General features: G+C 72.7%; 14 protein-coding genes and 1 pseudogene. 5 read left to right on the top strand and 10 right to left on the bottom strand.

Annotation, left to right across the window (positions count from 1 at the left end; translation table 11 throughout):
• The first annotated feature begins 177 nt into the window (after window positions 1-177).
• Window positions 178-1,554, top strand: a complete 1,377-nt coding sequence (locus ACWGSR_RS31165; RefSeq protein WP_453571484.1) for a hypothetical protein — start codon at window positions 178-180, stop codon at window positions 1,552-1,554.
• Between the two features lie 43 nt (window positions 1,555-1,597).
• Here ACWGSR_RS31165 and dnaN read toward each other — a convergent pair whose 3' ends face one another.
• Window positions 1,598-2,701 (bottom strand): DNA polymerase III subunit beta, encoded by a 1,104-nt coding sequence (gene dnaN, locus ACWGSR_RS31160; protein WP_453571481.1) that lies wholly within the window; start codon window positions 2,699-2,701, stop codon window positions 1,598-1,600.
• A 168-nt stretch (window positions 2,702-2,869) separates the two neighbouring features.
• Between dnaN and ACWGSR_RS31155 the strand changes: the two genes are divergently transcribed.
• On the top strand, window positions 2,870-4,027 hold the full coding sequence (locus tag ACWGSR_RS31155; RefSeq protein WP_453571478.1) for a serine hydrolase domain-containing protein: 1,158 nt from the start codon (window positions 2,870-2,872) through the stop codon (window positions 4,025-4,027).
• Between the two features lie 149 nt (window positions 4,028-4,176).
• On the opposite strand, the gene ACWGSR_RS31150 is transcribed toward ACWGSR_RS31155, so the two are convergent.
• A complete protein-coding gene (locus ACWGSR_RS31150; RefSeq protein ID WP_366372185.1) occupies window positions 4,177-4,788 on the bottom strand; it encodes a YceI family protein in 612 nt (203 codons plus the stop codon).
• A 303-nt stretch (window positions 4,789-5,091) separates the two neighbouring features.
• Between ACWGSR_RS31150 and ACWGSR_RS31145 the strand changes: the two genes are divergently transcribed.
• The 3 genes from ACWGSR_RS31145 to ACWGSR_RS31135 all read left to right on the top strand — a co-directional run bounded on the left by ACWGSR_RS31145 (window position 5,092) and on the right by ACWGSR_RS31135 (window position 11,034).
• Window positions 5,092-8,970 (top strand): endo-alpha-N-acetylgalactosaminidase family protein, encoded by a 3,879-nt coding sequence (locus ACWGSR_RS31145; protein WP_453571475.1) that lies wholly within the window; start codon window positions 5,092-5,094, stop codon window positions 8,968-8,970.
• A 260-nt stretch (window positions 8,971-9,230) separates the two neighbouring features.
• The gene (locus ACWGSR_RS31140; protein ID WP_453571472.1) at window positions 9,231-10,814 is read left to right on the top strand and encodes an acyl-CoA carboxylase subunit beta; all 1,584 of its coding nucleotides are present in this window, start codon (window positions 9,231-9,233) and stop codon (window positions 10,812-10,814) included.
• A gap of 16 nt (window positions 10,815-10,830) precedes the next feature.
• A complete protein-coding gene (locus ACWGSR_RS31135) occupies window positions 10,831-11,034 on the top strand; it encodes an acyl-CoA carboxylase subunit epsilon (RefSeq protein WP_161374056.1) in 204 nt (67 codons plus the stop codon).
• Between the two features lie 176 nt (window positions 11,035-11,210).
• Here the strand turns inward: ACWGSR_RS31135 and ACWGSR_RS31130 are convergent, their stop codons facing one another.
• The 8 genes and pseudogenes from ACWGSR_RS31130 to ACWGSR_RS31095 all read right to left on the bottom strand — a co-directional run.
• Window positions 11,211-11,792: a GTP-binding protein gene (locus tag ACWGSR_RS31130; protein WP_015036414.1), complete on the bottom strand. Its 582-nt coding sequence runs from the start codon at window positions 11,790-11,792 to the stop codon at window positions 11,211-11,213.
• The gene (locus tag ACWGSR_RS31125; RefSeq protein ID WP_078968047.1) at window positions 11,773-12,321 is read right to left on the bottom strand and encodes a DUF742 domain-containing protein; all 549 of its coding nucleotides are present in this window, start codon (window positions 12,319-12,321) and stop codon (window positions 11,773-11,775) included. The genes ACWGSR_RS31130 and ACWGSR_RS31125 overlap by 20 nt, the downstream gene beginning before the upstream one ends.
• Window positions 12,322-12,427: 106 nt before the next feature.
• Window positions 12,428-12,841, bottom strand: a complete 414-nt coding sequence (locus ACWGSR_RS31120) for a roadblock/LC7 domain-containing protein (RefSeq protein ID WP_026057603.1) — start codon at window positions 12,839-12,841, stop codon at window positions 12,428-12,430.
• A 7-nt stretch (window positions 12,842-12,848) separates the two neighbouring features.
• Complete coding sequence (locus tag ACWGSR_RS31115) at window positions 12,849-16,121, bottom strand: nitrate- and nitrite sensing domain-containing protein (RefSeq protein WP_453571467.1); 3,273 nt, start codon at window positions 16,119-16,121, stop codon at window positions 12,849-12,851.
• 339 nt (window positions 16,122-16,460) lie between these two features.
• Window positions 16,461-17,042, bottom strand: a complete 582-nt coding sequence (locus ACWGSR_RS31110; RefSeq protein WP_116158662.1) for a GTP-binding protein — start codon at window positions 17,040-17,042, stop codon at window positions 16,461-16,463.
• The gene (locus ACWGSR_RS31105; RefSeq protein WP_017235980.1) at window positions 17,023-17,427 is read right to left on the bottom strand and encodes a DUF742 domain-containing protein; all 405 of its coding nucleotides are present in this window, start codon (window positions 17,425-17,427) and stop codon (window positions 17,023-17,025) included. The genes ACWGSR_RS31110 and ACWGSR_RS31105 overlap by 20 nt, the downstream gene beginning before the upstream one ends.
• 167 nt (window positions 17,428-17,594) lie before the next feature.
• Window positions 17,595-18,008 (bottom strand): roadblock/LC7 domain-containing protein, encoded by a 414-nt coding sequence (locus ACWGSR_RS31100; RefSeq protein WP_053644606.1) that lies wholly within the window; start codon window positions 18,006-18,008, stop codon window positions 17,595-17,597.
• 9 nt (window positions 18,009-18,017) lie between these two features.
• Window positions 18,018-19,503, bottom strand: a pseudogene (locus ACWGSR_RS31095) (histidine kinase); the annotation flags it as partial.

Here is a 19,503-nt window from a genome sequence, read left to right as displayed (position 1 = left end):
CATATGAGGACCAGGCCGCCAGGGGGTGTCCGGAAAGTAGCGTCGTCTGCCCGCCAGGGCAGGGCCGGCGGTGCCCGGTGCGTGCGATCGCAAGGCGGAGGAGGGAGTCATGGCGTGCCACGGCGACCGACGACAACGCGGCTGGGGGCGCCCCCGTGTCCGAAGGACTACGGGGGAGTGCGTGTCGGCACCGCCGGTCAGACGGCACTTTCCGGACACCCCCTGGCCCGCCTCGCGGCTCTCGGCGGGTTGATACTGCTGCTGCTCCTGGTCCTGGTGCCCACCGCGGGTGCCAGGGCCACGGGCGTGTCCGACGCGGCCGCCGCCCTGAGGCAGGGCCCGGTCTACGTCGACCCCGGCGCCGCCGACCAGCTGTCGAAGGCCGACGCGGACGCCCTCGCGCGGAAGATCGAGGACGCGGACAAGCCCCTCTTCGTGGCCGTGCTGCCCGCGAACGCCCAGTTCCCGCCGCAGGGGCTCCTCGACAACCTGCGGGCCCAGACCGGCGCCACCGGTCTGTACGCCGTACGCCTCGGCGACCGGTTCGACGCCGGGGTCGACCCCTCCGTGATGTCCCCGGCGGCCGTCCAAAACCTCGCCGCCTCCGTCCGCACGCCGGGCGCCGACGCGGCCACCGAGCTGAACGCCTTCGTGGACCAGGCCCTGCCCGCCCTGCGCGGCTCCGCCCCGAACTCCTGGGGCTCCGCCGGATCCGACTCCGGGGCCCCGGTCGCCGGACTCGCCGTCCTCGGCGGCGTCGTCGTCGCGGGCGGCGCGGGCGCCTACGCCGTCGTCCGCCGCAACCGGCTCCGCAAGGAGGCCGAGGAGCGGGCCGCCCTGGACAAGCTCCGGGTCGTCGTCGACGAGGACATCACCGCCTTCGGCGAGGAGCTCGAACGCCTCGACTTCCACCCCGCCGAGGCCGGCGCCGACGACACCATGCGCGGCGATTACGAACACGCCCTCGACGCCTACGACCGGGCCAAGTCCCTCATGGGCTCCGCCGCCCGCCCGCACGACGTGCGCGGGGTGACGGAGGCCCTGGAGGACGGCCGCTTCTCCCTCGCCGTCCTGGCCGCCCGCCGCGAGCGCCGCCCGCTGCCCGAGCGGCGCGCCCCCTGCTTCTTCGACCCGCGCCACGGCCCCTCCACCGAGGACCGCCGCTGGACCCCGGCCGGCGGGACCGCCCGCGAGGTCCCGGTCTGCGCCGCCGACGCGGCCCGCCTGGACGACGGCCTCGACCCCCTCGCCCGCACGGTCGACACCGACTCCGGCCGCCGCCCCTACTGGGAGGCGGGGCCCGCCTACGGCCCCTGGGCCGGCGGCTACTTCGGCGGCGGCCTGCTCCCCGGCCTCCTCATGGGCACCGTCCTCGGCTCCGTGCTCTCCACCCCGGCCTACGCCTCCGAGTACGGCGGCGGCGACTTCCAGGGCGGCGACTTCTCCTCCGGGGACTTCGGGTCCGGCGACTCCGGCGGCTTCGACGGCGGGGGCGGCTTCGGCGGCGGGGACTTCGGCGGGGGCGGCGGCTTCGACGGCGGAGGCGGCTTCTAGGACGCGCCCCCGGGGCCCCGGCCCCGGATCCCGGGCCCCGGTCTCAGACCAGCGGCTTCACCGACATCAGCAGATGGCGGTGGGCCGGGTCCGGGCCGTCGGTGAGCAGGGCCCGCTGGCCGGGACCCAGGAGGTGGAAGCGGACCTCCGGGCTGTCCAGGGACGCCAGGGCGTCCAGGAGGTAGCCGGGATTGAAGGCGACCGCCAGGGAGTCCGCCCCGGTGAAGGAGGCCGGCAGCCGCTGGGACGCCACGTCGTCCTCGTACCCCGCCCGCAGGTGCAGGCCCTCGGCGGAGAAGGCCAGCCGGACCGGGCTGTCGCCCTCCGCGACGACCGCGACCCGCTTCACGGCCTCGGTCAGCGGCACCCGGTCGGTGACCGCGAGGGCGTGCGCGCCGAGGTCGAAGAGCTTGTCGTGGCGGGGGAGCCGGCCGTCGAGCAGCCGGGTGGTGGTGCGCATGCCGCCGCTCTCGAAGCCCAGGGAGCCGGAGTCGAGCGCGAGCCGGGCCGGACCCGCGCCGGCGAGGGAGCGGGCGATCTCGGTGAGGCGCCGGGCCGGGACGACCACGTCGGCGTCCGCCGCGTCCGCGTCGGCCCCGGGCTTCCACTCCAGGGTGCGGACCGCGTACCGGTAGCGGTCGGTGGCGGCCAGGGTCATGACCGTCCCGTCCAGGGAGAGCCGTATCCCGGTGAGGACGGGCAGCGAGTCGTCCCGGCCCGCCGCCACCGCCACCTGGCCGACCGCCGCCGCGAAGGCGTCCCCGTCGACCAGACCGAGCACCTCGGGCAGCGGCGGTGGCGCCGGGTGGTCGTCGAGCGGCAGCAGCGAGAGGCCGAACCGGGCGTCGCCCGAGGTCACCGAGAGGCGGGCGCCCTCCACGGCGAGCTCGGCGCGGCCCCGGGGCAGCACCTTGCAGATGTCGAGCAGCCGCCGGCCCAGGACCAGCGCCCGGCCCGCCACGACCGTCCCGGCCTCCACCTCGATCTGCGCCGAGGCCTCGTGGTCGAGCCCCGAGACGCGCAGCCCGTCCCCCGTCGCCTCCAGGAGCAGGCCCCCGAGGACGGGCATCGGGGAGCGGGCCGGCAGGACGCGCGCGGCCCAGGCCACGGCATCGGTCAACACGGCGCTGTCGATACGGAATTCCATGCCGCCGACGCTAACGGCCCCCACTGACAACGCCTCCGACCTGCGGGTTCGGGTCCGGCCCCCGCTTCCCCGACTCCGTTGTCAGTGGGGGCCGTTAACGTCGTCGAAGACGACCGGTACGACCCACGGACACCGCCGCGGCGGCGGCGCGCAGGGTGAGGAGACGCGATGAACGACGTCCATGTCCACGGCACGGTGGAGCCCGGTTTCGAGCCCGTGCGGGAGGTGTTCGCGGAGATCGCCGCGAACGAGGCGCGGGACGGCGGCGCGCAGCTCGCCGTCCACCACCGGGGCCGCCTCGTCGTCGACCTCTGGGGCGGTGACGGCGTCGACGGGGACTCCCTGCTCGCCCTCTACTCGTCCTCCAAGGGCGCCATGGCCCTGGTCGCCGCCCTCCTCGTGCAGGACGGCGTCCTGGACCTCGACCGCACGGTCGCCTCCTGGTGGCCCGAGTTCGCCGCCGGGGGCAAGGGGGAGACCACCCTGCGCCAGCTCCTCTCCCACCGCTCCGGCGTGATCGGCACGGACGAGGGCCTCTCCCTGGAGGAGCTGGCCGACGACCGCAGGACCGCCGCCCGCCTCGCGGGCGGCCGCCCCTACTGGGAGCCGGGCACCGGCCACGGCTACCACGGCCTCGTCATCGGCGCCCTGGTCGGCGAGGTGGTCCTGCGGGCCACCGGCCGGACGATCCAGGAGCTGTTCGAGGAGCGGGTCCGCGCCCCGTACGCCCTCGACTACTACCTGGGCCTGCCCGAGGAGCTCGAACCCCGCTTCCGCCCGGCCCTGCCCCTGGTCCCCACCGCCGAGGAGAAGGCGTTCCTCGCCGCGAACCCCATCGCGCCCGACAGCCTGGCGGCCGTCGCCTTCGGTCTCCGCGCCGATCCGCCGCTGGACATGGTCGAGTACGGCAACAGCCGTGCCGTGCACGCCCGGGCGCCGCTCTCCGGCGGCGGCGTCGGCTCGGCCCGGGGCCTGTCCCGGATGTACGCGGCGATCGCGGGCGAGCTGGACGGCCGTCCCCCGCTCCTCGCCCCCGGCACCCTCGCCGAGTTCGCCCGGATCCACTCCGAGGGCACCGACCTCGTCACGGGCTCGCGGAACGCCTTCGGCCTCGGCTTCGTCCCGCTCGCCACCCGCTATCCGTCGCTGGGCGCCGGAGCCGTCGGCCACAGCGGCGCCCCCGGCTCCCAGGCCTTCGCCGACCCGGCCGCCGGCCTCGCCTACAGCTACGCCCGCCGCCGCTTCGCCTTCATGGCGGGTCCGGGCGCGCCGGAGAACGACCGGCTGGTCCCGGCGGTGGTGGAGGCGGCGGCGAAGACGGCCTGACGCCCGCGGATTCCCGACCCGGGCCCGGACCCCGACCCGATCCCCGACCCCGACCCGGGCCCGGGCCCGGAAACGCCGAGGGCCCGCCGTCCGCCGGGGGGAGGCGGACGAGCGGGCGCGCTCGTGGGGGCCGTACGGCCGGGAAGGGATCAGGCGGCGTTCTTGATCGCGGAGATGTCGAAGGTCAGCTTGACCTTGTCGCTGACCATGACGCCACCGGTCTCCAGGGCCGCGTTCCAGGTCAGGCCCCACTCGGAGCGCAGGATCTCGGCGGAGCCCTCGAAGCCGACGCGCTCGTTGCCGTAGACGTCCGTCGCGGTGCCGTTGAACTCCAGGTCGATGGAGAGCGGGCGGGTGACGTCCTTGATGGTCAGGTCGCCGGTGATCCGGTACTTGTCGCCGCCGAGCTGCTCGGCCCGGGTGGAGCGGAAGGACATCAGCGGGAACTGCTCGGCGTCGAAGAAGTCGCCGCCGCGCAGGTGGGCGTCGCGGTCGGCGATGCCGGTGTCGACGGAGGCGATCCTCACGTCGATCGAGGCGGTGGAGGCGCCGGGGTCCGTCCCGTCCAGCTTCAGCGTGCCCTCGTGCTCGGCGAAGCCGCCGCGGACGTTGGTGACCATGGCGTGGCGGACGGTGAAGCCGATGCTGCTGTGGGCGGGGTCGATGGTGTAGTCGCCGGTCAGGGCGGCCAGGGCCGGGTCCACCGGGAGGGTGGCGACGGCGGTGGCGGACTCGGTGTTCTTGCGGCCGAAGAGACCCATGACTGCTCCTTGCTCGGGATTGGTTGAACCTTCAACGAGAACGACTGTAGCCCTATTCCGTTCAACATTCAACATCTGTGGAGGATGTTCCTGGGACGTGGCCTTCCGCAACCGCAACCGCAACCGCAACCGCAACCACGACCACGGCCACGACGGCCGCCGACCCCGCCGGCAACCCGGAGGAAAGCCCACGAACCCCCCTCGCCGTCCACTTGGACTAACCGAAGGGGGTTCTTGGACTGGAGGGGCCCGCGCGGCGCGATCTCGTTGACGGTGCCGCCGGGCCGGGGCCAACTGGTGCGCATGCCCCTCCCTCACTCGCCACGAGGCCGCAGGATCCGTGCGGCCTGCGCGCTCGCCGTCGCCTCCTCCGCCGTGTTCGCCCTGGCCGGGCCCGCCGACGCCCGGAGCCCGCTCACGGGGACCGCCACGGGTGCCACCGCGGACACCGCCACCCCGGAAGCCGTCCTCTCCTCCCGGCAGCTCTCCGTCGCCGTCGCCCGGGACTTCCCCCGCGTCCTCTCGTACACCGACCGCGCGAGCGGGGCCCGGATCCTCGGCAGCACGGCCCCGGTCACCCAGGTGGTCCTCAACGGCACCGCCCGCACCGTCCGGGCCAAGGGCGACCCCGTCCTGAAGCCGGCCTCCGCCGCGTACACCCTCGTCTTCCCCGACCTGCCCGGCGTCGAGATCGACGCGCGGCTCGGCGTCGAGGGCCGGACCACCACCTTCCGGATCACCGCCGTCCGCGACACCGGGGACTTCCGGGTCGGGACGATCGACATACCCGGCCACGACCTGGTCTCCGTCGGCTCCTCGGACACCGGCGGCGCCTCGACCGCCTTCACCCGCCTCGACCCGGACTCCACCCGCACCGCCGACGTCTTCGCGCGGGTCACCGACGCCACCCCGGCCGACGCGAACCCCGTCGGCGCCACCTACGCGATCGTCGGCACCGGCCGCCTCGCCGCCGCCGTCGAGTCCAACTCCAGCTACGACAAACCCTCCGGCGCCTCCGCCCGCGACGGCTCCCGCTTCTGGCACCAGGCCCGCAAGAACGGCGCCGAGACCCGCGTCGGCGTCTGGTCCGGCCAGTGGACCCACCGCGGCGAGGGCGCCCCGAAGCCCGAGAGCGGCGACGACCTGCCCTGGGCGAAGGTCGTCGTCACCCCCGACGCCAACGCCGACGGCGCCGTCGACTGGCAGGACGGCGCCATCGCCTTCCGCACGATCGGGATCAAGGCCCCCGGCAGCGAGCAGACCCCCGGCCGGGTCGTCGCCCACATCCCGTTCAACTTCGCCTCCCAGGCCACCCATCCCTTCCTGCGCACCCTCGACGACGTCAAGCGGATCTCGCTCGCCACCGACGGACTCGGCCAGTTCGCGCTGCTCAAGGGGTACGGCTCCGAGGGCCACGACTCCGCCCACCCCGACTACGGCGGCAACTACAACAAGCGCGCCGGCGGCCTCGCCGACCTCAACACCCTCCTCAGGGAGGGCAGGAAGTGGAACGCAGGCTTCGGCGTCCACGTGAACGCCACCGAGTCGTACCCCGAGGCCAAGAACTTCAGCGAGACCCTCGTCGACAGGACGAAGCCCGGCTGGAACTGGCTCAACCAGAGCTACTACATCGACCAGCGCCGGGACATCAACAGCGGCGACCTCGCCCGCCGCTTCCAGCAGCTCCGCGACGAGACCGACCCCAACCTCTCCGCGCTCTACATCGACGTCTACTACACGCACGGCTGGATCGCCGACAAGACGATGCGGGCCGTCCAGGCGCAGGGCTGGAACGTCGCCACCGAGTGGGCGGACAAGTTCGAGCGCTCCTCGCTCTGGTCCCACTGGGCCAACGACCTCGACTACGGCGGCGCCACCAACAAGGGCCTCAACTCCCAGATTATCCGCTTCATCCGCAACGGCGAGAAGGACGTCTGGAACGACCACCCGGTCCTCGGCCAGACCGCCCTCGTCGACTTCGAGGGCTGGACCGGCGAGACCGACTGGAACGCCTTCACCGCCAACGTCTGGCAGCGGAACCTGCCCGCCAAGTACCTCCAGCGGCAGACGATCACCCGCTGGAACGGCGACGACATCACCTTCACCGGCGGCGTCCGCGGCACCGTCGAGGACGGCCGCCGCACCTTCTACGAGAACGGCCGCAAGGTCCTCGACGGCGAGAAGTACCTGCTCCCCTGGGACGGCGGCAAGAAGCTCTACCACTACAACAAGTCCGGCGGCACGAGCACGTGGCAGGTCCCGGCCGGAACCCGCTCGTACACCGTGTACGAGCTCACCGACAACGGGCGCGTGAAGACCGCCACCGTGCGGCCCATCGGCGGCAAGGTCACTCTGGAGGCCGCCGCCGGACAGGCCTACGTCCTCCACCCCGACAAGGCCCCCGCCCAGGCCGACCCGCAGTGGGGCCGGGGCACCCCGGTGAAGGACCCCGGCTTCAACGACGCGGGGCTCGCCGGCTGGACGAAGACCGGCACCGTCGCCCGCGACACCGACGAGCGGGGCCGCAACAGCGCGAAGCTCACCGGCACCGCCGCCGCCTCGGTCGGCCAGCGGATCACCGGCCTCACCCCCGGCGAGCGGTACACCGCCTCCGCCCTGATCGAGGTCGAGCCCGGGAAGACCCGCCCCACCACGCTCTCCGTCGGCGGCGCGTCCGTCACCGTCGAGCGCTCCCCGCTCCAGAACCGGATCGCGGCCTCCGACTGGAACGGCACCCGCCTCCAGCGCGCCAAGGTCACCTTCACCGCGCCGCGCGGCGCCGCCGCCCTGAAGATCGAGGCCGCGGGCGGCAGCGCCGCCGCCGTCCGGATCGACGACGTCCGGATCGTCGCCGACGACCCGGCCACCAAGGCCGGGACCACGGCGTACGAGGACTTCGAGGCCGTCGACCAGGGCTGGGGCCCCTTCCTCAAGGGCGACTCCGGCGGTACGAACGACCCGCGCACCCACATCGCCCAGCTCCACGCCCCTTACACCCAGGCCGGCTGGAACGGGAAGCTCGTCGACGACGTCATCGGCGGCGCCGAGTCCCTCAAGTCGCACGACGAGAACAGCGGCCTCGTCTACCGGACCGCGCCCTGGACCGTCCCGATGAAGGACGGCCACCGGTACCGCGTGGAGTACGCCTACCAGTCCAGCCACGCGGGCGCGTACGAGTGGGTCACCGGCTACGACCGCACGAGCGGCACCGGAGCGGCCGTCGAGACCCGGCGCACCCCGATCGGACAGCAGCGGACCACCGGGCACTTCACCGAGACCGTCACGGCGGGCTGCGGCGACACCTGGACCGGGCTGCGCAAGCGCGCCGACGCCCCCGACGGCGCCGACTTCGTCCTGGACGGCTTCACCGTGACCGACCTCGGCCCGGCCCCCGAGCGCGCCGCCTGCGGCACCCTCGCCGTCGGCGCGTCCGAGACCCTGGAGCCCGGCCGTCCGAACCGGGTCACCGTCGCCTTCGGCAACGACGAGGCCGCCGAGGCCACCGGCGCGCGGGCCGTCCTCGCCCTGCCCGAGGGCTGGACCGCCGAACCGGCCGCGCCCGTCGACCTCGGCACGGTCGCGTCGGGCGCGAAGGCCACCGCCACCTGGCAGGTGACCCCGCCGGTGGACGCGGCCCACCGGTCGTACCCGCTGAACGCCTCCCTCGCCTACGAGGTCGGCGGGAGCGAGCGGAGGCTGACCGCCGCCGCCACCGTCCGCACCCTGCCCCCGCCGCCCACCGCCGACACCTGGGCGAGCGACCACGACTGGACCTCGGCGACCAGCGGCTGGGGACCCGTCGAGCGGGACCTCTCCAACGGCGGGACCGCCGCCGGCGACGGCTCCCCGCTGAGGATCGGGGGAGTGGCGTACGCCAAGGGCCTGGGCACCCACGCCCCCGCCACCGTCCGCTACTACCTCGGCGGCCGGTGCGCCTCCTTCACCGCCGAGGTCGGCGTGGACGACGCCCAGACCGGCCGGGGCAGCGTCCGGTTCACCGTCCTCGCCGACGGCGCGGAGAAGGCGAAGTCCCCGGTCCTCAAGGCCGTGGACCCGGCCTGGTCCCTCACCGCCGACGTCACCGGCGCGGCCTACGTCGACCTGGTGGTCGACGACGGCGGCGACGGCAACGGCAACGACCACGCGGACTGGGGCGGCGCCCGCTTCCACTGCGGCGGCTGAGCCCGTACAGCGCCTTCCTGAAGGGGAAGGCGTTGTAGGGAAGTGAAGAACGCGGGCGGCACCCCGGTACGCTGGGTGCCGCCCGCGGACGCGTGACCTTCACCGAGGTCTATGTCGAACCCCTACAAACACGAGGGGTGTCCGGCTGTTGACTCGGGACGTACGGGACACGGTTCTGTCCGCCCCCGCCAGGAATCGACACGCGAGACTGTACGGAGTCGACGGCAAGTTTTTCTTGTCCGACTTCGTAGGGTCGGTACATGACCGTTGTGGACCAGATCCCGAGCGAGCCCGCCGACGCCCGTGGCCGGGTGGCCGAGTTGCACGTCCTGCGCGAGCGGGCCCTGAGCGGCCCGGGCGAGCGGGCGACCCAGGCGCAGCACGCGAAGGGCAAGCTGACCGCCCGTGAGCGCATCGAGCTGCTGCTCGACGCGGGTTCCTTCAACGAGGTCGAGCAGCTGCGCCGGCACCGCGCGCAGGGTTTCGGCCTGGAGGCGAAGAAGCCGTACACCGACGGTGTCATCACCGGCTGGGGCACGGTCGAGGGCCGTACGGTCTTCGTCTACGCGCACGACTTCCGGATCTTCGGCGGCGCGCTGGGCGAGGCCCACGCCACCAAGATCCACAAGATCATGGACATGGCCATCGCGGCCGGTGCCCCGCTGGTCTCCCTCAACGACGGCGCCGGCGCCCGCATCCAGGAGGGCGTCTCCGCGCTCGCCGGCTACGGCGGCATCTTCCAGCGCAACACCCGCGCGAGCGGGGTGATCCCGCAGATCAGCGTGATGCTCGGCCCGTGCGCCGGCGGCGCGGCCTACAGCCCGGCCCTGACCGACTTCGTCTTCATGGTCCGCGAGACCTCGCAGATGTTCATCACCGGCCCGGACGTCGTCAAGGCGGTCACCGGCGAGGAGATCACCCAGAACGGCCTGGGCGGCGCGGACGTGCACGCCGAGACCAGCGGCGTGGCGCACTTCGCGTACGACGACGAGGAGACCTGCATCGCGGAGGTCCGCTACCTCCTGTCGATGCTCCCGCAGAACAACCGCGAGAACCCGCCGGCCGTTCCCTCCGAGGACCCGGCCGACCGCCGCTCCGACGTGCTGCTCGACCTGGTCCCGGCCGACGGCAACCGCCCCTACGACATGCACCAGGTCATCGAGGAGCTCGTCGACGACGGCGACTACCTGGAGATCCACGAGCGCTGGGCCCGCAACATCATCTGCGCCCTCGCCCGCCTGGACGGCCAGGTCGTCGGCATCGTCGCCAACCAGCCGCAGACCCTGGCCGGCGTCCTGGACATCGAGGCCTCCGAGAAGGCGGCCCGGTTCGTGCAGATGTGCGACGCCTTCAACATCCCGATCATCACCCTTCTGGACGTCCCCGGCTTCCTTCCCGGGGTCGACCAGGAGCACGGTGGGATCATCCGGCACGGCGCCAAGCTGCTCTACGCCTACTGCAACGCGACCGTGCCCCGGATCAGTCTGATCCTGCGCAAGGCGTACGGCGGCGCGTACATCGTGATGGACTCCCAGTCCATCGGCGCCGACCTGACGTACGCCTGGCCCACCAACGAGATCGCCGTCATGGGCGCCGAAGGCGCCGCCAACGTGATCTTCCGCAAGCAGATCGCCGAGGCCGAGGACCCCGAGGCCATGCGCATCCGCATGGTCAAGGAGTACAAGGCCGAACTGATGCACCCCTACTACGCCGCGGAGCGCGGCCTGGTCGACGACGTCATCGACCCCGCCGACACCCGCCAGACCCTCATCCGGTCCCTGGCCATGCTCCGCACCAAGCACGCCGACCTGCCCTCCCGCAAGCACGGCAACCCGCCGCAGTAAGAGGAGCCCCCTTCCCATGAGCACTCCCGCCAATCTCCTGCGCGTCGAGAAGGGTCACGCCGACCCCGAGGAGCTCGCCGCCATCACCGCGGTCCTCCTCGCCCGCGCCGCCGCCCAGCCGTCCGCCGACACCGCCGGCGCCCACCGGGGCCGCAGCGCGGCCGGCTGGCGCCGTCTGGAGCGCGAGCACGGCTTCCGCGCCCCGCACAGCTGGCGCTAGCCGGCACGGAGCACCAGAAGCACCCAGAAGGGCCGGAACCCGGTGGAGACCGGGTTCCGGCCCTTCGTGCGCCCGTACGCCGCCGGAGGGCCCGTACGCACGCCGAAGGCCGCGCCCCCCTTCCGGGGAGCGCGGCCTTCGGGACGAGCGGGGGAGAACGGAACGCCGGGGGACAGCTACCGCAGCCGGGCCATGAGGGCGTGCTCGACGAGGGTGATGAGCGCGCTCTTGGCGTCGGCGCGGTGGCGGGCGTCGGTGGTGATGATGGGGGTGTCGGGGCCGATCTGGAGGGCCTCGCGGACTTCCTCGGGCTGGTAGGGCTGGTTGCCGTCGAAGCCGTTGAGGGCGATGACGAACGGCAGGCCCGAGTTCTCGAAGTAGTCGACGGCGGGGAAGCAGTCGGCGAGCCGGCGGGTGTCGACGAGGACGACGGCGCCGATGGCGCCGCGGACGAGGTCGTCCCACATGAACCAGAAGCGGTCCTGTCCGGGGGTGCCGAACAGGTACAGGATCAGGTCCTGGTCGAGGGTGATGCGGCCGAAGTCCATGGCGACGGTCGTCGTCGTCTTGTCGCCGGTGTGGGTGAGGTCGTCGATGCCCGCCGAGGCGGACGTCATGACGGCTTCGGTACGCAGCGGATTGATCTCCGAGACCGCGCCGACGAACGTGGTCTTGCCCACGCCGAAGCCACCCGCCACCACGATCTTCGCGCTGGTGGTTGAACGGGCCGCGCCGCCGCTAGAGCTTGCGAAGTCCACTGAGCACCCTTTCGAGCAGTGTCACGTCTGGCTGACCGCCGGCGGCCTCGTCGCCGCCGGGCTGGTGGATGGCGACGAGTCCGGCCTCGGCCAGGTCGGCGACGAGGATTCGGGCGACGCCGAGGGGGATGGAGAGAAGTGCCGAGATCTCGGCGACCGACTTGATCTCGAAGCAGAGCCGGCAGATCCGCTGGTGCTCGGGCAACTGCCCCTGCAGCCGGGACGGATCGGCCGTCGTACTGACCAACGCCTCGATGGCGAGCTGGTAACGCGGCCTGGTCCGGCCGCCGGTCATCGCGTACGGACGCACCAGCGGGTTGTGCCCGCCCGAACCGCCCGAGGCGGACGGGCCGCGCGAGGCGGACGGTCCGGCGGGCGCCGCCGGGGCGTGCGGCTGCCGATAGGGCTGCGACGCGCCCTGCCCGCTCGGTGCGGAGGGAAAGTTGAACCGGTTCTGCGCGGTGTCGCCCAGCGGTGCCTGGTGCGCGTCATAACCGTTGTAAGGGCTCCCGCCCGGGGGTGTTCCCACGTTTCCTCCTCCGACTGCCTCGCGGTCCATGTCCCTTGGAGCCGCGCCACCGCACCTTACGGGGCGGTGGCGCGAAACGCACTGTCCGTCTGTTGGTTGAGAACTGTTAGTTAAGAAGACTGCCCTGGAGTTCCGCCCGGAGGTCGGGGGTCAGGACGGTGCCCGCGCGGTCCACGAGCAGGGCCATCTCGTAGCCCACGAGACCGATGTCCGCCTCGGGGTGGGCGAGCACGGCCAGCGAGGAGCCGTCCGAGATCGACATGATGAAGAGGAAGCCGCGCTCCATCTCCACCACGGTCTGGTTGACCGCACCGCCCTCGAAGATCCGGGACGCGCCCGCGGTCAGCGAGGTCAGTCCGGAGGCGACGGCCGCCAGCTGGTCGGCGCGGTCCCGGGGGAAGCCCTCGGACATCGCCAGCAGGAGTCCGTCGGCGGAGACCACCACCGTGTGGGACACCCCGGGGGTGTTGTCCACGAAGTTGGTGATCAACCAGTTCAGATTCTGCGCCGCCTGGCTCATGCTCACACTAACGCTCCTGGTTGTAGGTACTGCCCGGGCCGAGGCCCGATCCGTTCGTGTCCGTTCCCGCGTTGCGTCCCTGCTGAACGCCCCGGCGCAGGTTGCTCAACCTGCCCCGTACGTCCTCGGGTGCGCGGGAGACCTGGGGGCCGCCCTGCGGGGTCTGCTCAGCCGTTCCCTCGACCAGGTTGGCCTTCGGGACGCGTCGGGGGAGACCGGACGAGGTGACCCCGCCCGCCTTCGGGTCCTTGAGCTTTCCGGCCCGCTGCCAGCGCTCGTCGTTGGTCGAGCGCCATTCTTCGGTGCCGTCGGCTTCGCTCTGCTGCTGTTCCGGCTGCGCGGGCCCGGCCGGCTGCGGCGTCCGCTGCGTCGGCGGAGCGACGCTGCCGCGGCGCGGCAGTCCGGCGTCGGTCAGCGCGTGGCCGGCGTCCGGGGCGGGATTCGGAGTCGGACCCGGACGGTCGAAGCCTACGCGGTCGGCGGCCTGTTCGGGAGCGGCCTGAGCAGATTCCGGTTCCGCGCGGTACTCCTGCGCGTAACCGCCCTGGTAGGCGTTCTGATCCGGCCACTGTGCCTGGTGGGACTGGGGATCGAACGCATTGTCGTACTGCTGGTGTTCGGTTACGGGAGTGTCGTACGAGGCTTCCGCATAGCCCTGCTGCGGGTAGGCCTCGTAGCCCTGCTGCTGCCCCCCGTAGCCCCCGGCGTAGCCGTCCTGCTGCGGGTAGCCGGCCGCGTACTCCTGGCCGTACTCCTGGGCCTGCTGCGGGTGCTGCCCGTACTCCTGCGCGGGGGCGTACTCCTCCGCCGCGTACTCCTGGCCCTGCTGCCCCTGGGCGTACTCCTGGCCCCGGGCGGCCTCCTGGCCGTACTCCTGCCGCTGCTCCGCCTCGTCGCGGAAGAGCGGGCGGTCGCCGTTCTGCGCCCGGTCCTCCAGGGCGGCGCGGCGCCCCTCGCGCCGCAGCGAGCGGTCGACCGGGTCGAGGCTCTGCTGCTCCCCGTCCGGCTGCTGCTCGTAGCGCGAGTCGTCGAAGCCGAGGTCGGCCGCGGTCAGCATCGGCTGCGCCGGGGCGCTCCCGAAGGCGTTCTGCGGCTGCTGCGGCTGCTGCTGCTCGGGGATGATCTGGGAGACGGTGAAGTCGCCCTGGATCGGCTGCTCGCCGCCACCGCCGTGCGTGATCGCGTCCGGCAGCATGACGAGCGAGGTCGTCCCGGCCTGCTCGCCCGAGGGGCGGAGCTGGACCCGGATGCCGTGCCGGTCGGCGAGCCGGCCGACCACGAAGAGGCCCATGCGCTGCGAGACGGCGGCGTCCACGGTCGGCGGGTTGGCCAGCTTGTGGTTGATGTCCGCGAAGTCCTCGGCGGTGAGGCCGATGCCCTTGTCGTGGATCTCGACCATCACGCGGCCGTCGGGGAGACGGGTCGCGGTGACGCGGACCTTGGTCTGCGGGGAGGAGAACGTGGTGGCGTTCTCCAGGAGCTCGGCGAGCAGGTGCACGAGGTCGGTCACGGCCTGGCCGTGGATCTCGGCCTCCGGGACGCCCGCCAGCTCGATGCGCTCGTACTGCTCCACCTCGGAGGAGGCGGCGCGCATGACGTCGACCAGCGGGACCGGCTGGTCCCAGCGGCGGCCGGGCTCCTCGCCGGCGAGGACGAGGAGGTTCTCGCCGTTGCGGCGCATGCGGGTCGCCAGGTGGTCCAGCTTGAAGAGGTTCTCCAGCTGGTCCGGGTCGGCCTCGTTGTTCTCCAGGTCGGTGATGAGGGTCAGCTGGCCCTCGATCAGCGACTGGTTGCGGCGCGAGAGGTTGGTGAAGATCGCGTTGACGTTGCCCCGGAGCATGGCCTGCTCGGCGGCGAGCCGGACGGCCTCGCGGTGGACCTGGTCGAACGCGCGGGCGACCTCGCCGATCTCGTCCTGGGAGTCGATCGGGATCGGCTGGACGCGGGTGTCGACCCGGCCCGGCTCGGTGCGGGAGAGCTGGTCGACCAGCATCGGCAGGCGCTGCTCGGCGATGCCGAAGGCGGCGGTCCGCAGGGTCAGCATCGAGCGGCTCATCTGCCGGGCCATCATGCCGGCGAAGACGAAGGCGGCGAGCAGCGCGACGACGACGATGGCGCCGTTCAGCCAGGCGTCGGACTTGGCGTCGTCGGAGATCTTGACGGCCTCGTTCACGGCCTTGTCGACGAGGGTCTTCTCGACCTCGCTGTAGCCCTCGAACTTGGCGGTGGCGATCGCCATCCAGCTCTCGGAGGTGATGCCCCTGGCCTTCAGGGCCCTGATGCCCTCGGGAGTCTTGGCCGTGCCGATCGCGGCGGCCACGCCGGAGTAGACGGAGCCGTCCTTGCCCTTGGGCAGCTCGACGTCGGCGGCCTGCATCTGCTTGGCGCCCTCGGCGGCCTTGCCGGCCATGACCTTCTTGAGGAGTTCGACGTCCTCGGGCATGCCGCCGGAGCTGAACTCGCCGAGGGCGATCTGCTCCAGGTAGTTGTACGAGTTGAACGCCACGGACTGCTGGGCGAAGACGTCCTCTTTGCTGCTGGGCCGGACGAGCAGCTGGGTGCCGATGGACCGCTGGAGGGACTCGGCGCCCTTGGCGAGCTGAATGGCGTAGACGCTGCGGCCGTACGCGGTGACGTTGCCGGTGCCCAGGCCGAGCTCGTTGGAGAACTCGCTCAGGTAGTGCTGGACGCCCGTGTACGCGAGCTGGGTGTTCACCGGGTCGTAGGAGCGGGCGTACGCGTCCTTGCGGAGCGCCGCGAGCTTCGGCTCCTCGTCCTTGAACAGGCGCAGCCGGCGCTCCAGGCCCTGGCCCGAGGGCATGTTCTTGACGGCCTCGTCGAACTTCAGACGGGCGGCGTCGGTCGCGGCGTAGGCCCGGACGACCTCGTCGGCCTTGCGGTCCTCGTCGTTCTTGACGACCAGGAGCGGGGCGGCGGTGAGGTCCCGCTCGTTGAGCAGCGCGGTGCTGTACTCCGAGGCGGCGCGCACGATGAGCGCCGTCTTCTCGGCGTCCTGCGCCTCCTGCCAGGTGTCGATCGACCCCTTGACCTGGAAGCCGCCCATGACGAGGCCGACGAGCGCGGGTATGAGGAGGATCGCGTTCAGCCGGGTGGGCACCCGCCAGTTGCGGGGCGACAGCTTGCTGGAGCTCCCCTCGGCCGCCTGGACGGGCGGCGGAGGGGTCACGGGCACGTCCGCGGGCGACACCGCCGTGCGCGACGGCGGCGTGAAGTTGCCCCGCGTCTCCTGCTCCGCGGAGCTTTCCTTGCTTCGCCTCACTCGACCAACAACCTCTCGGCGTCGGCACCTACGTTGTGCCGGTGTTTCGTTCAGGGCCGTACTACTCGGGAGTTCATGAATTGCAGCACGTGAAGGGGGTCCCTTCCAAACACTGGGACACCGCTACTTTCAGTGGTCCGGACCGCGAATAAAACGGGCATAAAGAGCGAGCCCCGCCAAAAAGCGGGGCTCATGTGAGCGCAGTGACACCGATCGGATGCGTCGGGTGTCCGAGGCGCCCCAATTCTCTGTCGAAACGTTATGAACACCGGGGCGGTCGTGTCGAACGACACAGACCGCCCCCGGCGGCGGCGCGGGACAACGGCCCGGCCCGTCCTCCTACTTGAGCCGGGCCATGAGGGCGTGCTCGACGAGGGTGATGAGCGCGCTCTTGGCGTCGGCGCGGTGGCGGGCGTCGGTGGTGATGATGGGGGTGTCGGGACCGATCTGCAGGGCCTCACGCACCTCCTCCGGCTGATAGGGCTGGTTGCCGTCGAAGCCGTTGAGGGCGATGACGAACGGCAGGCCCGAGTTCTCGAAGTAGTCCACCGCCGGGAAACAGTCCGCGAGGCGGCGGGTGTCCACGAGGACGACGGCGCCGATGGCGCCCCGCACCAGGTCGTCCCACATGAACCAGAAGCGGTCCTGGCCCGGCGTGCCGAACAGGTACAGGATCAGGTCCTGGTCGAGCGTGATGCGGCCGAAGTCCATGGCCACGGTCGTCGTCGTCTTGCCACCCGTGTGCGTGAGGTCGTCGATGCCCGCCGAGGCGGACGTCATCACGGCCTCGGTACGCAGCGGATTGATCTCCGAGACCGCGCCGACGAACGTGGTCTTGCCCACGCCGAAGCCACCCGCCACCACGATCTTCGCGCTGGTGGTCGACCGGGCCGCACCGCCGCTAGAGCTTGCGAAGTCCACTGAGCACCCTTTCGAGCAGAGTCACGTCCGGCGTGCCGCCGGTCTCTCCGTTGCCCGGCTGGTGGATCGCCACCATGCCGGCCTCCGCCAGGTCGGCGACGAGGATCCTGGCGACGCCGAGCGGCATCGACAGGAGGGCCGACACCTCGGCCACCGACTTGACCTCGCGGCACAGGTGGCAGATCCGCTGGTGCTCGGGGAGCAGCGTGGCGAGGTGCGCCGGGTCGGCCGTGGTGCTGACCAGCGCCTCGATGGCGAGCTGGTAGCGCGGCCGGGTCCGGCCGCCGGTCATCGCGTACGGACGCACCAGCGGCTGGTCGCCCTCGTGCCCGTACTCGTCGACTGAGGCGCCGTACGGATCGTGAGAGGCGGGGGGCGGGGTCATGAATCCTCCGGGCGTGACAGCAAGACTTCTGCCGTCTGATGGGGCCGGTGGGGGGCCGGGTGGGGCGGCCGGACGGTGAACGGTTTCCAGGGCGGTACGGAGGGGCGTACCGCCCTGTCGGTCATTCGGTGCGGGGTCGTCGGGAGGTCCGGGTGGGGATCCCGTCGCTAGTGGAGCAGGCTGCCCTGGAGCTCCGCGCGGAGGTCCGGGGTGAGCACGCTGCCGGCCCGGTCGACCAGCAGCGTCATCTCGTAGCCCACGAGGCCGATGTCGCACTCGGGGTGGGCGAGCACGGCCAGCGAGGAGCCGTCCGAGACCTGCATGAGGAAGAGGAAGCCGCGCTCCATCTCCACGACGGTCTGCGCGACCGGACCACCCTCGAAGATCCGGGACGCGCCCGCGGTCAGCGAGGTCAGTCCGGATGCGACCGCCGCCAGCTGGTCGGCGCGGTCGCGGGGAAATCCTTCGGACATCGCCAGCAGGAGTCCGTCGGCGGAGACCACCACCGTGTGGGACACCCCGGGGGTGTTGTCCACGAAGTTGGTGATCAACCAGTTCAGATTCTGCGCCGCCTGGCTCATCGCGTTCAACTAACGCTCCTGCTGATGGTTCGGACCGAGGTGGTGATTACCCGTGGTCGAGTTACCTGCCTGACGGCCCTGCTGAATGCCGCGGCGCAGATTGGTGAGCCGGCCGCGGACGTCGTCGGGTGCACGCGAGACCTGGGGGCCGGCCGTGTTGGCCTGCTCCTGCGCGGTCCCGGGTACGAGGTTGGCCTTCGGCACGCGCCGGGGGAGGCCGGAGGTGGTGACGCCGCCGGCCGCGGGCTTGCGGACCCGCTCGGCCTGGCGCACCAGCTCGTCGTTGGGCGAGGTCCGCCAGGCGGCCCCGCCGTTCTGGCGGCCGTCGGCACCCTGGTCGCCGCCCTGGCGGGGGGCCGGGGCGGACGCGCGCGGCACGACCGGGGCCTGCCCCGTCTGCGCCGGGTCCTGGGCCTGGGCCTGCTGGGCCTGTTCCTGGTGGAACCAGTTGGTCTCCAGCGTGTCGTACAGCGGCGTGCGGCCGTCGCCCGCGCCGCTCGCCGGCGGCAGGGCCTCCGGACGGCGCGGCTGCTGGAGCTGCGGCTGCTGGGGCTGCTGCGGCTGCTGGCGGCCCGGCTCGGCCGGACGCGGGGCGCCGAAGTCGTTCCCGCCGGTCCGCTGGCGCGGCGCCGGGGGCTGCGGGGCCTGCGGCTGCGGCGCGAAGGGCTGCTGCCGGCCGAACTGCTGCTGCTGGCCGCCCTGGTAGCCCTGCGGGGGCTGGGGCTGCTGGGGCTGCTGCGGAGCCTGCTGCTGCCGGCCCTGCTGCGGGGCGCCGAAGTCGGGGCGGGCGAACTGGCCGGTGGCACCGGGGCCCTGCTGCGGAGCGCCGAAGTCCGGGCGCGGGAACTGCGCCGTGGACGCCGGGTCCTGCGCACCGCCCTGGTAGCCCTGCGGGATCTGGGGCTGCTGCGGCTGCTGCGGAGCCTGCTGCTGCCGGCCCTGCTGCGGGGCGCCGAAGTCGGGGCCCGGGAACTGGCCGGTGGCACCGGGAGCCTGCGGGGCCGCGAACCGGCCCGTCGTCTCCGGGTCCTCGTGACCGCGCGGGGCGTCCAGCGGGGACATCTCCTGCTGCGGACGGCGCACCGGCTGCTGCTGCGCCTGCTCGTTGCCCCAGCTCGCGGCCTGCGGACGCTGCTGCTGCGGGTTCCCGCCCGGCAGCTCGGCACGCGGGAAGTCGTACCCGCCCTGCGGCGCCTGCTGCTGCGCGCCGGGACCGGCCTGCGGGGCGCCCTGGCTGCCCCACACGTCCGTACGGGAGGGGATGGCGCTCGCGGCGCCGCCGATGAGGCCGCCACCGCCCGGGCGCGGGGCCTCGGGGGCCTGGGGCGCCTGCGGGTTCTGGGGGACCTGCGGCAGCCGGCCGGTCTGCTCCTGCTGCGCGTTCTGCGGCTGCGGGGTGCGGGACTGCGGCGCGCCCTGCGGGCCGCCGGCGAGCGGGGCGCCGTCGCGGGCGGGCAGCGCGGCCCGGGGGCCGCTTCCCGCGCCGACCTGGCCG

The sequence above is a fragment of the Streptomyces sp. NPDC055632 genome (assembly GCF_053618675.1).
Note: the sequence above shows the minus strand (reverse complement) of the source record. Positions and strands in the feature narration are given on the sequence as shown.

What these genes read in the sequence shown, in the direction of transcription:
- dnaN (WP_453571481.1), bottom strand. Translation starts at nt 2,701, where the DNA reads ATGGAATTCCGTATCGACAGCGCCGTGTTGACCGATGCCGTGGCCTGG.
- ACWGSR_RS31155 (WP_453571478.1), top strand. Translation starts at nt 2,870, where the DNA reads ATGAACGACGTCCATGTCCACGGCACGGTGGAGCCCGGTTTCGAGCCC.
- ACWGSR_RS31150 (WP_366372185.1), bottom strand. Translation starts at nt 4,788, where the DNA reads ATGGGTCTCTTCGGCCGCAAGAACACCGAGTCCGCCACCGCCGTCGCC.
- ACWGSR_RS31145 (WP_453571475.1), top strand. Translation starts at nt 5,092, where the DNA reads ATGCCCCTCCCTCACTCGCCACGAGGCCGCAGGATCCGTGCGGCCTGC.
- ACWGSR_RS31140 (WP_453571472.1), top strand. Translation starts at nt 9,231, where the DNA reads ATGACCGTTGTGGACCAGATCCCGAGCGAGCCCGCCGACGCCCGTGGC.
- ACWGSR_RS31135 (WP_161374056.1), top strand. Translation starts at nt 10,831, where the DNA reads ATGAGCACTCCCGCCAATCTCCTGCGCGTCGAGAAGGGTCACGCCGAC.
- ACWGSR_RS31120 (WP_026057603.1), bottom strand. Translation starts at nt 12,841, where the DNA reads ATGAGCCAGGCGGCGCAGAATCTGAACTGGTTGATCACCAACTTCGTG.
- ACWGSR_RS31105 (WP_017235980.1), bottom strand. Translation starts at nt 17,427, where the DNA reads ATGACCCCGCCCCCCGCCTCTCACGATCCGTACGGCGCCTCAGTCGAC.
- ACWGSR_RS31100 (WP_053644606.1), bottom strand. Translation starts at nt 18,008, where the DNA reads ATGAGCCAGGCGGCGCAGAATCTGAACTGGTTGATCACCAACTTCGTG.